This window comes from Paraburkholderia sp. SECH4, assembly GCF_030511745.1.
Taxonomy (GTDB): Bacteria; Pseudomonadota; Gammaproteobacteria; order Burkholderiales; family Burkholderiaceae; genus Paraburkholderia; species Paraburkholderia madseniana.
The window spans coordinates 622,836-638,972 of the sequence record NZ_JALOCP010000001.1; the positions used below are offsets into that span (position 1 = coordinate 622,836).

General features: G+C 60.5%; 9 protein-coding genes and 1 pseudogene. 4 read left to right on the top strand and 6 right to left on the bottom strand.

Annotated features, from left to right (window positions below):
• Positions 1-7: 7 nt before the first annotated feature.
• The 4 genes and pseudogenes from M0D67_RS02690 to M0D67_RS02705 form a co-directional block, all read right to left on the bottom strand.
• Positions 8-1,321 (bottom strand): HlyD family efflux transporter periplasmic adaptor subunit, encoded by a 1,314-nt coding sequence (locus M0D67_RS02690; RefSeq protein WP_171928985.1) that lies wholly within the window; start codon positions 1,319-1,321, stop codon positions 8-10.
• Positions 1,322-1,355: 34 nt separating this feature from the next.
• Complete coding sequence (locus M0D67_RS02695) at positions 1,356-2,873, bottom strand: efflux transporter outer membrane subunit (protein ID WP_233469081.1); 1,518 nt, start codon at positions 2,871-2,873, stop codon at positions 1,356-1,358.
• A 90-nt stretch (positions 2,874-2,963) separates the two neighbouring features.
• Positions 2,964-3,464, bottom strand: coding sequence for a lecithin retinol acyltransferase family protein (locus M0D67_RS02700; RefSeq protein ID WP_233469082.1), 501 nt, complete (start codon positions 3,462-3,464; stop codon positions 2,964-2,966).
• 815 nt (positions 3,465-4,279) lie between these two features.
• Positions 4,280-4,411, bottom strand: a pseudogene (locus M0D67_RS02705) (LysR family transcriptional regulator); the annotation flags it as partial.
• A gap of 169 nt (positions 4,412-4,580) precedes the next feature.
• Here M0D67_RS02705 and M0D67_RS02710 point away from each other — a divergent pair.
• Complete coding sequence (locus M0D67_RS02710; protein WP_171928986.1) at positions 4,581-5,081, top strand: Ohr family peroxiredoxin; 501 nt, start codon at positions 4,581-4,583, stop codon at positions 5,079-5,081.
• 122 nt (positions 5,082-5,203) lie between these two features.
• Here M0D67_RS02710 and M0D67_RS02715 read toward each other — a convergent pair whose 3' ends face one another.
• Positions 5,204-6,412, bottom strand: coding sequence for an NAD(P)/FAD-dependent oxidoreductase (locus tag M0D67_RS02715; RefSeq protein ID WP_266237207.1), 1,209 nt, complete (start codon positions 6,410-6,412; stop codon positions 5,204-5,206).
• 542 nt (positions 6,413-6,954) lie between these two features.
• On the opposite strand from M0D67_RS02715, the gene M0D67_RS02720 reads away from it, so the two are divergent.
• The gene (locus M0D67_RS02720) at positions 6,955-7,629 is read left to right on the top strand and encodes a response regulator transcription factor (RefSeq protein WP_171928999.1); all 675 of its coding nucleotides are present in this window, start codon (positions 6,955-6,957) and stop codon (positions 7,627-7,629) included.
• 42 nt (positions 7,630-7,671) lie between these two features.
• Here M0D67_RS02720 and M0D67_RS02725 read toward each other — a convergent pair whose 3' ends face one another.
• Positions 7,672-8,043, bottom strand: coding sequence for a response regulator transcription factor (locus M0D67_RS02725; protein WP_171928987.1), 372 nt, complete (start codon positions 8,041-8,043; stop codon positions 7,672-7,674).
• 854 nt (positions 8,044-8,897) lie between these two features.
• Between M0D67_RS02725 and M0D67_RS02730 the strand changes: the two genes are divergently transcribed.
• On the top strand, positions 8,898-9,935 hold the full coding sequence (locus M0D67_RS02730) for a LysR family transcriptional regulator (protein WP_171928988.1): 1,038 nt from the start codon (positions 8,898-8,900) through the stop codon (positions 9,933-9,935).
• Positions 9,936-10,320: 385 nt separating this feature from the next.
• The gene (locus M0D67_RS02735) at positions 10,321-15,828 is read left to right on the top strand and encodes an ATP-binding sensor histidine kinase (protein ID WP_266237163.1); all 5,508 of its coding nucleotides are present in this window, start codon (positions 10,321-10,323) and stop codon (positions 15,826-15,828) included.
• Positions 15,829-16,137: the final 309 nt, after the last annotated feature.

The following is a 16,137-nucleotide window of genomic DNA, read 5'->3' on the forward strand; positions in this document are numbered from 1 at the left end:
ATGCAATTCAACCTGCTCGCTGTTTAGCGCCACTCTTGTCGCTTGCGTCGCGCTTTGCGGAAGACATCGACGATACGACGTTGCCCGTGGACGCAACATGCAAACGGACAATGTTCTGCGCGATGATCTTCCCGATCTCGGCATCTGCCTGCGCGCCGTATTCGGCAAACACATCCGTGCGATACGACGTGTTCATCGCCGCGCCGAGCTGCGGGCCCGTGTCGTTGCGCGTATCCACATCGACATTCATCGACAGGCCAATTCGCAGCGGATGCGCTTCGAGTTCCTTCTGATCGAGCTGGATGCGCGCGGGCAAGCGCTGGACGATCTTGATCCAGTTACCCGTCGCGTTCTGCGCCGGCAAGCTCGCGAACGCGCTGCCCGTACCCGCCGAAAAGCCGACGACGCGGCCGTGATACTTAACCTTGCCGCCATACACATCGGCCGTCAGCGTGACGGGTTGACCGATGCGCATGCTGCGCAACTGGTTTTCCTTGTAGTTCGCGTCAACCCACACGCCGTCGAGCGGCACGATCGCCATCAACGGCGTGCCCGGCGACACGCGCTGGCCGACCTGCACCGATCGCTTCGCGACATAGCCTGTGACGGGCGCGGGCAACGTGTTGCGCGCATAGGCAAGATACGCATCACGCACTCTCGACGCGGCGGCTTGCACGTTCGGGTGCTGTTCGATCGTCGTGCGGTCGGTCAACGCCCGGTTGGCTTCCGCTTGTTGATGCGCGGCGTCGAGCGCGGCCCGCGCGGCCGTCACGGTATCGCGCGCGTGCGCGATGTCTTCTGCCGACACGGCGCCCGTATCGGCGACGGCCTGGCGGCGGCGCAGATCGTCCTGCGCGCGTGCCAGATCAGACTGTTTCTGTGTGACGTTCGCTGCGTAGAAATCGTTGTTCACGTAGAGGCTGCTCACCTGCCTCACGGTCTGCCCCAGCGTCGCCTCGGCGTTGCCGAGCGCGACTTTCGCATCGGCGTTGTCGAGCGTAACGACGGGGTCGCCCGCCTTCACGATCTGCGTATCGTCGGCATTCACGGCGACGACGGTGCCAGCCACCTGCGGCGTCAGTTGCACGAGGTTGCCGCTGACGTATGCATCGTCGGTGGACTCATGGTAGCGCGCATAGGTCGTGTAATACGCGCCATAAGCCGCCGCCGACACGACGATAGCCACACCGAACAGCGCGAGCAGCACCTGGCGCTTGCGTGTGTTGGGTTCGTTTGCAACAGAAGCTTTCGTCTGTGCCGCGTCATGTTTCGCGCCCGCCGCTTGCATCGCTCGGGGCTCCGTTGCATCGATTTCACTCATTTCAAGTCTCCAGACAGATTCGGTAGGCAGCCGCTCAGCGCGCGGCGACGACAGGCGTGTTGGGTGCGGACGCATCGGCGCGCGGCGCTGCTCCGGAGTTTGCGTTCGACGTGTCGACGAAACCGCCGCCCAGTGCGGCAGCCAGTGCAATCTGTTGATCGAGGCGGTTCATGCGCAAATTCGTGACGCTCTGATTGGCGGAAAGCGCGTTGACGTCGGCGTTCAACACGGTCAGTTGATTCGTGAGACCGGCCTTGTATTGCACAAGCGCGAGTTCGGCGGCTTTGCTAGCGGCGTCCTGCGCGGTCTGCGCATCGACAAGCTGCACATCCGTCGAACGCACGTCGGCGAGTTGCGTGGCGACTTCGCTCAACGCGGTCACGAGCGCCTGGTTGTAGGTCGCGACGGCATAGTCGAAATCGGCATAGCGGCCCTTCAGTTGCGCACGCAGTTCGCCTGCGTCGAAGATCGGCAGGTGGATTGCCGGACCGACCGATGCCGTCCGGCTCGCCGCCGTCAGAAAGCGGCCGAAGCCGAAAGCGTCGAGTCCGATTGCGGCGCTCAGGTTGATGTCGGGATAGAACTCGGCCTTCGCTTCCTTGACGTCGTGCGTCATCGCGTCGACGCGCCAGCGCGCTGCGACGATCTCCGGGCGGCGGCTCACGAGATCGGCGGGCAGGTTGTCGGGCAGGCGCACTTCGTCGCCAATGCCAAGCGTCGGCCGTGCGATCTGCAGGCCACGGTCGGGACCCGCGCCGAGCAGCGCGGCGATCTGATAGCGCGTCGTGAGGATCTGTCCGTCGAACGATTTCAACGCAGCGCGGCTCGTTGCAAGATTGGCCTGCGCGGTCTTGCGTTCGACTTCCGTTTCCAGGCCCGTCGCGATGCGGCCCGCTGTGATACGGTCGATCTGCTCGCGCTGCGTGATTTCCTGTTGCGCGATATCGCGCAACGCATAGAGACGCCCAAGCTGGTTGTACGTGCGGGCGATCGACGTCGTCAGCGTCAGCTTGACGACTTCCGCGTCGGCCTGGCTCGCCCGAAGCTGCGAGATTGCCGCTTTCAGCGCTTCACGGTTCTTGCCCCAGAGGTCAAGGTCATAGGAGGCGCCCAGCAGGCCCTTGTTCTCCGTCTGCCACGAGCCGCCAAATGGAGGCGGTATGAATGTTGTATTCGAGAACTGTTGACGTGTGAGCGAATAGCTCGCGTCGACGCGTGGCATCGTGCTCGCCTTCGCGGTTTCGCTGTATGCCGATGCAGCCGCAGCGCGGGCACGCGCCTGGTCGAGCGTCGGGCTGCTCCTCAACGCTTCGTCGATTAGCGCCTTCAGTTGCGCGTCGCCGAACTGGTCGGCCCAGTTGGCGGCGGGCCAATGGCCTTGTTCGGCGGGAAGGCTTTGCTGGGTCGCATACTGTTGCGGCTCAGCCGTTTTCGCGTCGCTGTGGATGCCGGCGTAGTTCACGCACGCCGACAGCACCGCCGCTAACATCGCCGAGACACCCAGCTTCAGCGCGCGTGATGCGCGCTGTCCGGTGTGTGACTGAATGCTCATTTTCTGGCCTATCTGATCGTTGAGTAAAAGAGTTCTTCGTAGCGAATCACGGAGCACATCTGGTGCGGCCTCGGCATCATGCAGCGCGACCTAAACTGCGACTGTCCCGACGAGTCCGCTTCGCGCGGACACGGAGGGCATGCATTCTCCCCTCGCAAGCGCAAACAGCATCTTGATACCTGTCCAAGGATTCCTTAAGCACCGGCGTACCTGCTCACTACGCGCGACGCCTAGTACACACCATGTGCAGAAGTGTTCGCAGTTATTGGTCAGCAACTGATACCGGTCTTCGCCGAGGCGGGATCTGGCTCTCTCCACGGCATCAGTCCCGGTATAAATGGCGTCGGGTTCAGATTGAATTTTTATGCCTTTTTCTGCTGCAAAACCGTGCAACGAAATATATTCAATGGGGCGCCGTTTCGCCGAATGATGAAAGCCCCCATAGTGAATAACTTGTCCATTTCCCGCATAAATTCCGTGGTGTGTATAGCCTTTCCGTTCACTAACAAGATGGGCGCCAACTGCGATAGCGCATCCTGTGCTGGTCAACGCCGGCGAAGTTGCGAGCCAATCAACATATGGAGTTTCCATGGCGAGCCACCCATGTCATATCCGCGATGAGTTCGGTACCACCGGCGGACCTCGTTCACAAACACACCGAAGAGCCAATCACCCGCCTGCGGGCCGAAGGCAAAGCAAGTCCTTCCGAGGAGGCTCCCCTCAGGAAAAGTGACCACCTCATCACAGTGGATTTACATTCACCCGCCGCCGACAAATGGGCAGCCAGAAAGATCGAGCAGTGCGGTCGCTCCCAAGCACACTCATGCGGATTGCCAATTCAGCTGGATGTCCGCTTTACGAGCCGCATGTTTCAGTTCTCATGCCTCGCTGGTTATGGAAAATCGCGATCTGGGAGGCGAATATCAGACTTCAGAAAATACCGCTGAACGAGACAGCAATTGCAAGCCCGACACTGACCGCAGATAGCATGATCCAGCCTGCAAACACCGACAGGGGTCCGAGACGAAGCATGACGCTCTCCACTAACGACCTCAACGACCGGCCAACTCAGTCGAGTCGATCGCGATGCCATGTCGGGAATACTAGGCGCCGAGTCCCTACCTTGGTAGATACGCATCACAGCACTCACTGTTGCCTCGTAGACACCAATAGGTACCGCCACGATACTGCGCCCGAACTCAGCGAGGGGAGCACTCTTTCACTATCTGCACGCTCGAAAGAAAGGATCGGCGAATTCGTGTTACGTGGGTCTCCACGGAACACTAGGTATCGCAAACAAAACTGCGCAAGGAAGCTTGAGAAGATGATCGCGCAAGCCAATGAGAGTAACGCCGCGTGGGTATCGAGACTTGTGTCGATCCGGAAACGCAGTTCGCCAAAGCCGGCCGGCCACTGGAGAACCTGAAGTCGATACAGTCGTGCTGATCCAGCTCTTCCAGTGTCGATGGCAGTCCGTGCTTTTCGGCATAGGCACGGGATGCGCGGAGTACCATCTGCATTGGAATCAACAGTTTCGACGGGGCGCTCCGGTTTCATCTGACTATTTAGATTGTCGCCAAACTGGAAACACCGTGTGTACCTGTACCACCCTACCGTCACCCTCTGCGCTCATCTACCATTGAAGCGGCGTTGCCTCGTAGGCTAACCAGGAATCGGAGCGCGCGTCACGGACCTCGAGAGTGCACCATGGACAACAACAAGCTGGAAGCCCCCCCGCTCTCCCTCCTCGACAGGTATCGAGGCCGGGATTTTCATCCACTGTACACAACGACTGTCACCGTTTCGGGCGGCGAGACGGGACACGGCCGCGCATCTGGAGTGGCTCGTTCAGATGACGGAAATCTTGTTGTTGAACTGCGGCTGCCCGCTGAGTTCGGTGGACCCGGTAACGGGACCAATCCCGAGCAGCTGTTCGCGGCGGGCTTTGCCGCGTGCTTTCACGGCGCACTGAACCTGCTCGGGAAACGCGCCGCCATGGAGATCAACGAGACTGTTGTGGAGGTGCAGGTTTCGTTTGGTCGTGATCCCATGGACGGAGGCTATGCATTGGTCATCGACGTCCGGGTCCGGATGCCCGGCGTTGACCGACGCGTAGCGGAAGAGATGGTTCGAGCTGCCGAGCGCTTGTGCCCGTATGCAAAGATGGCCAGACAAGGGACCGTCAATATCGTGACCGTCGTTGGCTGACGTTATTGGCTGACCCAAGCGACGGTGGCGTGTGATCGTCTGTTGAAGACGTTCATTGCCACCGTCGCCACACATCGCTGACCCACTCTGCTCACCGCAACAGCTTTGGTGACGCCTACCGGTTAGCCGAGGGAAGCCTGCGGGTTGCCCGCTGCCAACGCTTCGGTACGGTTCGGCGCGGGCGGGTAGATCCACTGCGTGTTGATCATCTGTTTGCGCACCTTTCCTTCGGCGTGCGTCAGCTTGATCTGTCGATCCCAGCCTTCCGAGTAAACGGCACCCCATTCGCCAAGGTCGAGGCAAGTCGCATAGAACGGCTGTCTGTATTCCAGTGTCGGTACACCGATCAGGTCTGCAGCCACGTTGTGCCCGCCGAATTGCCCCATCACGATAGCGTGTTGACAGGACATCAATGCATAGTGCCCGTCATCGTCGCTTCGGGCTCGCGCCACATCGCCCGCTACAAACACATCGGGCGCTTCGGCCACGCGAAGATCAGGTGTCACCTCGACGCGCCCAAGTGGGTCAAGATGCGAGGAAACTTGCGCTGTCAGTGAGCTGGCACGCATTCCGCCCGCCCAGATCACGGTCATGGCTTCGATCCGGGTACCCGACGCAGTGTGAACCCCGTCCGCATCGACCGACACTACGCCAGATCCAAGTACCGCCTCGACGCCCAGCGAGTCAAAGGCTTCAGATACATACGGCCGAGGATTGGGACCTAGATCGGGACCAATTTCGTCCTGCGATCCGATCACGACGACACGAACCGCCGCGTCAGCACCAAATAGCTCGCGCATTCGCTTTGGCAATTCAGTAGCGACCTCGATACCCGTAAAGCCACATCCGACGACTGCGACAGTGTTGCGTGCTGGCGAATCCGGCAGTTTCACCAGCTCTGCGAAGTGATTGTCGAGCGCTACCGCGTCCTCAATGCGATCGACAGAGAATGCGTACTCCGCCAGACCTGGAACCGGTGGCTTGTTCAACCTGCTGCCACTGGTCAACAGCAACCGGTCATAGGCGAGCGAACGCGTTGACCCGTTGGCCGATACGACATTTACCGTCTTGTCATGAACGGATATCTCTTCGACACTGCCTTCCAGAAAATTCACGCCCACGGCGTCCAGCAGCGAACGCAGCGGTGCGGCCATCCGCTGCGGCTCGCTTTCGTATAGCCGCGGACGGATCTGCAATTCCGGTTTCGGGGAGATCAAGGTGATTTCAACGTCACTGTTCCTTACACCGGCACCATCGAGCACACGAGCTGCGCCTAGTGCGCCCCACACTCCAGCGAAGCCGGCACCTACTATCAAGATTTTCTGCGACATGATTATTGCCTTCGGTTGGAAAATTACGAAGTCGATGATAAGCACCGAACTCATAGCAACAGGTGCCTGGTTTGTTCAGCGGCGAGTTCCGAGATGACTGAGCATGATTCCCGGACTCGGAGAACGATGGTGGCCGCAAGCCCAATCGACATCACAGACATCGCTTGCGCGGCACCGTCAGGGTGGATCGTAGACTCGGACATCGAGGGCCAGTAGCCCCGTGAGCGAACTCACCATGTTGCCTCGACGACAACAATCAACGAATATCTCTTTGCGCATGAAGATCCGCAGCCTGTCCGAAGTCGCCGCTCGAATGGCCAGGAAGAACACCGATGCGACGTGCAACCGCCAGACGAAACGCATGGCAGTGCGGAAACACTCGTGAGCACGTGGCCGACGGCCGCGTAACTGGGCGTGGATGGACATCTGTACAAAGAACGGATTCACCAAAGCCGGCTCGTTGTTTTGTGCGTGGTAGCATGGCCGGCATCATCGGACTCGACGCCGTCGCGTGCACCGCCGGTCCGGAGAAAGGAGGAGAGATGAGTTTGGGGTCGCATTCGACATCTTCCCAAGGTTCAAGCACCCGCAAGGAGCCCGTGGTCTATGTGGTCGACGACGACGAGTCGATTCGCTTCGCCCTCGGCGGTCTGCTGCGCTCAGTCGGGCTACGGGTGGAGACATTCGAATCGTCGCGGGACTTTCTCGCGTTCCCGAAGGGCGACTCCCCGAGTTGCCTGGTTCTCGATGTCAGGCTGCGCGGCGAAAGCGGCCTTGCCGTTCAGGAACAGATTGCGAAGAGCGGCGTGCGTATGCCGATCGTCTTCATGACAGGGCATGGCGATATCGCAATGACGGTCAAGGCGATGAAAGCCGGGGCAGTCGATTTCTTCGCGAAGCCGTTTCGCGACCAGGACATGCTGGATGCGGTTACCAATGCGTTGGCGCGCGACAGTGAGCGCCTCGCGGCCGAACAATCGACCGCGGCGGTTCGTGCCGCCTACGAATCGCTGACGCCGCGCGAGCGAGAAGTCATGGGGTTCGTCGTGGCCGGACTGATGAACAAGCAGATTGCCGCCGAGATGAATCTCAGTGAGATCACCGTGAAGATTCACCGTGGCCAGGCCATGAAAAAGATGGCAGCGCGATCCGTCGCTGATCTCGTCAGAAAATCGGAATCGCTGGGCGTCAATCCACAGCCCCAGAAGTCGTCTTGACAGGCGACATCGGGAGCGCCGTTCCGGCATGTCGTCGGTCCGCTACGGCAGATCCAGCGCGACGCTGAGCCAATGCGCAAAGGCGTCGGCATCAACCGGCTTGTCGAGTACAGCCAGTGCACCATTCGTCATGGCCTTCGCCTTCAGGTCGGCCGCCGGGAACGCCGTGATGAATATCGTCGGCGGCGCATATCCGAGTACCAGTATGCGGTCGCGCATCTCGACCCCCGACATGCCTGGCATCATGACGTCGGAGATCAGGCATGACGTCTCCGCTATGTAGCCGGATTGCAGAAATTCCTCCGCCGACGCGAACAGGCGTGTATGCCTACCGAACGAGCGCACGAGAGTCGCCATCGCAAGGCGGACGGCCTCGTCGTCGTCGACAATCGAAACTACCTGAGCGGAACACAAGACCAGCCTCGACTTTTAGAATAGGGAGTGCACGTAGCCAAAACACCGCCGCGCGCTGCAAGAACGCCACCGCGTGCTTCTACGATACCCAGCGTAATTCTCGTACCGATGACCGAGAATCATACAAACGTGTTAATGCGCCGCAAGCACATCGCTCAATCGTGCTTCAAGGTCGTCCAGGCCAGGTAAGGCCTGTGGGTCCGCTGCGACGGCAACCTCATACTTCAATATGACCGCGTACCGTGCATCGAACCGTGTGACGGGATCGCTCCACATTCGGATCGACACGCGCATGACACAGGCAAATGCGCGCCGTGTGGAGTTGCGAGACTGCCTTATCCATTGCGTGCCCGTCGACAACCCGGATCTGCGCAGCGCTTACGGCGTTGCCCCATGGACGGAAGCAACCGTTGATGCAGGTTCCAGCACCACTGCTCGCAATAGATGCTCGAAAATGGGGCGTCGGACGATCCGTGCCTGAAGCTCGCCGACACCTTGCGGGGGGTGTCCCCGTCCCGCGGGTTATACGTTTGTATGAGTGTTCGAAGCCTATGTACAGGCAGCGCCACCCGTCCGTAGAATGGTTTTGTGACGACCGCGCGCCTACCCTTGTCTCACGGCCGGTGCGCTCGCAACCCAGCGAAGCTTGGCGACCAGTCTCGAAGGGAAAAACCATGTTCAACGGACTGCACAACCGCATCCTGATCGGTGGAAATGCATGCGACGAGTACACGTTCGTAGGTGGCCTGGCAGAAACGTATATCGGCGAGCAGTGGATCTGCATCGTATTTGCTTGCAGTAATGGATGCAACGCAAAGCTCAAACGAATACGGTGAAGGAAGCGGGAGACATCAATGGATCAATCGGATACATTGCAGCGCGGCCTTCGCGTGGGCTTGCCCAGTAGCGCTGACGCCTTGTCTACCTGTTTCGCGACGAGCTACGCGGGGATCATCGCGTTCATGGCGGTCGCTACGGAGGGAAGCTTCGCCAAAGCCGGGGAACGATTGGGGGTTGGACGCTCGGCTGTCTGTCGAAATGTTCAGAAGCTTGAAATGCAGCTAAGCACTCGCCTGTTTCTCCGAACGACAAGGACAACAAGCCTGACGCAAGAGGGCGAGAGGTTCTTCGAGAACTGCAATCAGGGTGTGACCCATATCGTCGAGGCGATGAACGACATGCTGGATCTCCGCGAGGGTCCGCCTCGCGGCTTGCTTCGCATCAGTTCAACGGTTGGATTTGGACGCAAGGTGGTTGCCCCGTTGCTTTCCCGGTTTTCCAAGGCCTACCCAGATATCGCCGTCGACCTGCTTCTGGATGACAGGCCAGCCGATTTCGCTGCAGAACAGATCGATGTCGCGTTTCGCGACGGGTGCATCGAGGACTCCAGCATCATTGCGAAGCAGTTGATTCCCATGCAGATGGTACTCTGCGCATCCCGTGCCTACGCTGAAGAGCGGGGACTGCCATCGACGCTCGAAGAGCTGGGTCAGCATGACTGTATCAACTTCAGGTTCTCCAGCGGTCGCGTCTTCGAGTGGGAGTTCAAGGTAGAAGGCCATGTGCGAAAGTATCTGCCGACCGCCAGATTGACTTTCAGTGACGCAGACCTGGTGTTGACGGCAGTCCTGGATGGTCGTGGAATCGCCCAGATGCCCGGATATCAGATATGCGATTACATTGCACGCAACGAGCTTGTCATGGCTCTAAGGCAGCATGTGCCGGACGACCGGGGCCACTACATCTGCTATCTTTGCCGACAACACTTGCCGTCACGCATTCGCGTGTTTGTCGATTTCATGACGGAAGAGATTCGGGCGCTCGACCTGAATTACCTGACCGTGTTCAACGGGGATGACATCGAGACTTCCGCAGGTAAGATGGCGGCGTGAATCTGGCGTCGTCGCTGTGCGCGGCCGGCGCGATCATCCTCCAGGCGTCGTTCGCGACGCTGGCCTCCCACGCGCTGGACGCGTGTTTCCGCGATTGCTGACGGACGTAGCGCTGTCATCGGGGATGTGTGACGTGTCTGCTCCGCGCCCGGGAGTCTCGGCCGCCTTTGCCACGTTCATCCGACCACACTCAATGGCGCCTCGGTCGTCGAGGTGTATCATGCCGGAATTCCTGCACCTGCAGCGTTGGTAATCGATGAGATGCCATGCTGTAAATCGATTTCGGAGCGTACCCCGCGCCGATCATGCGGACGGATGTAGCGTCCAGACCAATGTCGGGTAGCAGTGTGCGGCAGATGAAGGCCTACATTTGTTTCCGGCGCCAATGGGTAACCTACTCCAGACCTTGTGGGACGATGGCGAGCGCGTTTTCTGCCGCGGGCAGCGCCCGGGCAAGGGCGACGGCCAAAACATCCTGCTTGTGCGGCCCGCCGCCGAACATCCACTACCGGCCAGCCTTGATCGCCTCACTCACGAGTTCGGCCTGAAAGACGAACTCGATGACGCATGGGCGGTGCGGCCGCTGGAACTGGTGCGCGAAGGCGGCCAGACCCTGCTCGTGCTCGAGGACCCCGGCGGTGAGCCGCTTGCGCGGCTGCTCGGCGCACCCATGGAAATGGGAATTTTTTTACGGCTTGCCGTGAGCATCAGCGCGGCGCTGGGCAAGCTCCACCAGCAAGGCCTTGTCCATAAGGATCTCAAGCCCACTCATATCCTGGTGAACTGCGCCGACACACAGGCGCGGCTCACCGGATTCGGTCTCGCCTCGCGGCTACTACGCGAGCGGCAACCGCCCGAGCCGCCCGAAACCATCGCCGGGACGCTCGCCTACATGGCACCCGAGCAGACCGGACGGATGAATCGTTCGATCGATTCGCGCAGCGACCTCTACGCTTTCGGCGTCACGCTTTACCGGATGCTGACCGGCGCACTGCCGTTTACGGCCGCCGACCCCATGGAGTGGGTGCACTGCCATATCGCCAGAAAGCCGGTGCCACCCAGCACGCGGATGGAGACCGTACCCGCCGCGGTCTCCCACATTGTCATGAAGCTGCTCGCCAAGACGGCCGAGGAGCGCTACCAGACTGCCGCCGGTGTCGAGCGTGATCTGCAGCACTGCCTGGCCGACTGGCAGCGTCAGCGCCGCGTCGATGCCTTCCCACTAGGCAAACACGACATGCCTGACCGGCTGCTGATTCCCGAAAAGCTGTACGGGCGGGAGCGCGAGGTCGACACCCTGATCGCCGCGTTCGACCGGATCGTCAGGAGCGGCGCGCCGGAACTAGTGCTCGTCTCCGGCTATTCAGGCATCGGCAAATCCTCGGTCGTCAATGAACTGCACAAGGTGCTGGTGCCGCCGCGGGGGCTCTTCGCATCCGGCAAGTTCGACCAGTACAAGCGAGACATCCCCTATTCGACGCTGGTGCAGGCTATTCAAAGCCTGGTACGGCCGCTGCTCGGCAAGAGCGACGCTGAGCTGGCGATCTGGCGCGGTGCGTTTCTGGAGGCGCTGGGCCCGAATGCGCGGCTCATGACCGACCTCATTCCTGAACTAAAGCTTATTATCGGTGACCAGCCGCCGATCCCGGCGCTTGATCCGCAGCAGGCGCAAAGCCGTTTCCAGTTCGTGTTCCGCCGATTCATCAGCGTATTTGCCCGGGCGGAACATCCACTTGCGCTCTTTCTCGACGATCTGCAGTGGCTCGACGCGGCGACACTCGACCTGCTCGAAGATCTATTGACTCAGGCGGACGTGCAGTACCTGATGCTGATCGGCGCTTATCGCGACAACGAGGTCGAAGCCGCGCATCCGCTAGCGGTCAAGCTTCAGGCCATCAGGAACGCGGGCGTCAAGATCGATGAAATTGCACTGGCGCCGCTCGCCAGTTCGCATGTCAGACAGTTGATCGCGGACGCGCTTCACAGAGAGCCGAAACGCATCGAGCCCCTGGCTCAACTGGTGCATGACAAAACCACCGGCAATCCGTTCTTCGTGATTCAGTTTCTCTATTCGCTTGCCGAGGAGGGCTTGTTCCACTTCGACCATGACGCGGCGTGCTGGTCCTGGGATCTCGATCGCATTCGTGCCAAGGGTTACACCGACAATGTCGTGGACCTGATGGTTGGCAAGCTGACCCGCCTGCCGGCGGAGACGCAGCAGGCGTTGCAGCAGCTTGCCTGTCTCGGCAACGTCGCCGGGATCACGAATCTTTCGACCGTTCTCGGCATCCCGGAGGCGCAGCTCCACGCGGCGTTGTGGGAGGCGCTCCGTCATGAGCTGGTCGAGCGGCTGGACGGATCCTGCGCGTTTGTTCACGACCGGATTCAGGAAGCCGCCTATTCGCTGATCCCCGAAGCCTCGCGCGCCGAGGCCCATTTGCGGATCGGGCGGCTGCTCGCTGCGCAGACGCCCCCGGAAAAGCAGGAGGAGTCGATCTTCGAGATCGTGGGTCAGCTCAATCGCGGCGCCGCGCTGATCACCGAGCAGGACGAACGGGAGCAACTGGCCGGTTTCAACCTGCTCGCAGGCCAGCGCGCCAAGGCGTCGACAGCCTATGCCTCGGCGCTCACCTATCTCGTCACCGGTGCGGAACTATTGAACAACGATTGCTGGGAGCGCCGGCATGGAGAGATCTTCGCGCTGGAACTGAATCGGGCCGAATGCGAATTTTTGACCGGGCAGTTATCGGTCGCAGACGAGCGCCTCACGGCGCTGTCGAATCGCGCCACGACAACGGTCGAACAAGCCCTCGTCGCGAGCCTGCACATCGATGTCTGCACGACCCTCGATCAAAGCGACCGCGCGATCGCTGTTTGTCTCGCCTTCCTCCGGCGCGTCAGCATCGAGTGGCCGCCCCATCCGACCGACGAGGAGGTGCGGCGCGAGTACGATCGCATCTGGTCGCTGCTTGCAGGCCGGACCATCGAGGAACTCATCGATTTGCCGCCGATGGATGATCCGGCATCCCTCGGGACTGCCGGTGTTCTGAGTAAGGGTTTCTCGCCGGCCTTGTATACCGATGCGAACCTGGCTGCCCTCATGAGCTGCAAGGCGGTCAGTCTCAGCCTCGAGCGTGGCAACTGCGATGCGTCCTGTTTCGCCTATGTCATGCTCGGCAAGATAGCCGGACCGCGTTTCGGCGACTACCAGGCCGGATTCCGACTCGGACAGCTCGGCTACGAACTGGTCGAGCGACGCGGGCTAAAACATCTTGAGGCGAGAACGTACGCTTGCTTTTCCGCTTTCGTCGTGCGCTGGATGAAACACGTGCGGGCTTGCCGTGATCTGCTGCGCCGCGCGTTCGAAGCGGCGAACCGCATCGGAGACCTCACGTCTGGGGCCTACGCGTGCAACAATCTGAATTCGGACCTCCTCTTCGCCGGCGAGCCGCTGCCTGAGGTGCAAGGCGAAGCCGAAAATGGCCTCGCGTTCGCCGAGAAGGCACGGTTCGGTCTTGTCATTGACATCATCACCACGCAACGCTCGCTGATCCGGACTCTCCGGGGACTCACGCCGCAATTTGGCTGCCTTGACGATGAGCAGTTTGATGAACTTCGGATCGAGCGTCGTTTTTCAGAAAATCCGGAACTGGCGATCGCTGCGTGTTGGTACTGGATCCGGAAATTGCAGGCACGCTATCTTGCAGGCGACTATTCGGTTGCCATGGATGCCGCATCGAAGGCGCAACCCCTGCTCTGGACCTCATCCTCGTTTTTTGAGGAAGCCGAATATCACTTTTACGGTGCGCTGGCCCACGCCGCGTTGTGCGACTCCGTCCCGGTCGGCGAGCACCCACAGCACCTGGACGCTGTAGCGGCGCATCACAGGCAACTGAAGATCTGGGCGGAGAATTGCCCGGACAATTTCGAGAACCGCGCCGCACTGGTCAGTGCCGAGATTGCCCGCATCGAAGGCCGCGTGATCGACGCCGAGCAGTTCTACGAGCAGGCCATCCGCTCGGCACAGGAAAGCGGCTTTGCCCATAACGAGGCGCTCGCCAACGAACTCGCGTCCCGATTTTACGCGGCACGCGGTCTCGAGAAGATTGCCCGTGTGTATTTACAGGACGCCCGCTACGGCTACCTGCGTTGGGGAGCAGACGGAAAGGTAAGGCAACTCGAGGAGAGGTATCCGTACCTGGCGACGGAAGAGCCCACGCCCGGGCCGACGACCACGATCGCAGCGTCCGTTGAACACCTCGACCTCGCGACCGTGATCAAGGTGTCGAAGGCCGCCTCGGGCGACATCGTTCTGGAAAAGCTGATCGACATGGTCATGCGTACGGCAATTGAACAGGCGGGCGCGGAACGAGGTCTGCTGGTTCTGTCGGACGGCGGCGAACAACGGATAGCGGCAGAAGCGACGACAGGCGCTGAAGCGACCCAGTTGCAACTGCGCGATGTGCCGGTGAGCGCGGCGATGCTGCCGGAGTCGATCGTCTACCATGTCTTGCGCACCGGGGAGAGCATCTTCATCGACGATGCCGCAGCCGAGTCGTCGTTTTCTGCAGATCCCTACATCCGTGCGCATGGCGGCCGTTCCATTCTCTGCATGCCCCTAATGAATCAGGCGAAGCTCACGGGCGCGCTCTACCTCGAAAACAATCTGGCAGCCCGCGCGTTCAGCCCGGCCCGGATCGCCGTACTGAAGCTGCTGGCCTCGCAGGCCGCAATTTCGCTGGAAAATGCCCGTTTGTATCGCGACCTCGCAGAACGTGAAGCGAAGATCCGGCGTCTCGTCGACGCCAACATCATCGGAATCATCGTCTGGAATGCCGATGGTGACATTCTTGAAGCCAATGACGCATTTCTTCACATGGTGGGATACGAGCGGGACGATCTTGTCTCCGGTCGCGTACGCTGGAGGAATCTGACACCGCCGGAATTGCATCAAGGCGATGAACAAGCCCTGGCAGAGGCCATGCAGACAGGGCGCGCGCAGCCCTTCGAGAAGGAATACATCAGAAAGGATGGCAGCCGTGTGCCTGTCATGGTCGGCGCGGCCACTTTCGAGGCGAGCCGGAAGGAAGGCGTCGCCTTCGTGCTCGATCTGACCGAGCGCAAGCAGGCGGAGGAAAAGGTCCACGAGAGCGAGCGGCGCTATCGCGAGGTGCAGACGGCGCTGGCGCACGCGAACCGCGTGGCAACCATGGGGCAACTTACTGCCTCGATCGCTCACGAAGTCAATCAGCCAATCGCCGCGACAGTGACCAACGCTCAGGCTGCGCTGCGGTGGTTGGGCGCACAACCTCCTGACATCGACGAGGTCGAGCAGGTGCTCAGCCGCATTATCAAGGATGCCAATCGGGCGGGGGACGTGCTCGGGCGGATCCGTGGGCTGATCAGGAAGACGCCGCCGCAGAAGGAACCTGTGGACATCAACGAAGCGATCCGCGAGGTGATCGAGCTTACCCGTGGCGAAGCCACGAAGAGCGGCGCCTCAGTGCAAACTCAACTCGCTGAAGGTTTGCCATTCATCGAAGGAGACCGTGTCGAATTGCAACAAGTGCTCCTCAACCTGATCGTCAACGCGATCGACGCGATGAGTGGTGTCAGTGATGGCGTACGGCAATTGCTTATCGGCACAGGAAAAGCCGATTCGAACTGCGTGCTCGTGACAGTACGCGATTCGGGACCGGGCTTTGCTCCGCACACCGCCGAGAGCGTCTTCGCCCCCTTCTACACCACGAAGCCTACGGGTTTGGGGATGGGGCTGTCGATCTGCCGTTCGATCATCGACGCGCATGGCGGTCGATTGTGGGCGAGCGCAAACCAACCCAGCGGCGCGGTCGTTCAATTCACCGTGCCCGCCCATCCAGCCTTTCTATCGTGATTGCCGCGCAGCGCGAGGACCTCCTGCAGTTCGGGCCTGCGCCGACGTTCGAATGTCCGAGCGCGCGTGCAGACTAGTGTCCGCAGATCGCGTGTGCTGCAAAAGGGCGGCACTTTCCACTGGGTGAAAGCCCTTGAGCCTGCCTTCGATTGGTGCCGGGCGGGCAACACCGCGTGTCTGTTTGCGTGTCTACCGCAACAGGTGCCGCACGCCTACGATGACGATGTGCTTTAACGAGCCTGGCGCATGCTCAGGGTACCTCCGACCGGCAAAACGCACAATCGCGGTCGATCTCGACCGGCAACACCG

Coding starts and splice junctions, on each gene's coding strand:
- M0D67_RS02690 (WP_171928985.1), bottom strand. CDS start 1,321: ATGAGTGAAATCGATGCAACGGAGCCCCGAGCGATGCAAGCGGCGGGC.
- M0D67_RS02695 (WP_233469081.1), bottom strand. CDS start 2,873: ATGAGCATTCAGTCACACACCGGACAGCGCGCATCACGCGCGCTGAAG.
- M0D67_RS02700 (WP_233469082.1), bottom strand. CDS start 3,464: ATGGAAACTCCATATGTTGATTGGCTCGCAACTTCGCCGGCGTTGACC.
- M0D67_RS02710 (WP_171928986.1), top strand. CDS start 4,581: ATGGACAACAACAAGCTGGAAGCCCCCCCGCTCTCCCTCCTCGACAGG.
- M0D67_RS02715 (WP_266237207.1), bottom strand. CDS start 6,412: ATGTCGCAGAAAATCTTGATAGTAGGTGCCGGCTTCGCTGGAGTGTGG.
- M0D67_RS02720 (WP_171928999.1), top strand. CDS start 6,955: ATGAGTTTGGGGTCGCATTCGACATCTTCCCAAGGTTCAAGCACCCGC.
- M0D67_RS02730 (WP_171928988.1), top strand. CDS start 8,898: ATGGATCAATCGGATACATTGCAGCGCGGCCTTCGCGTGGGCTTGCCC.
- M0D67_RS02735 (WP_266237163.1), top strand. CDS start 10,321: ATGGGTAACCTACTCCAGACCTTGTGGGACGATGGCGAGCGCGTTTTC.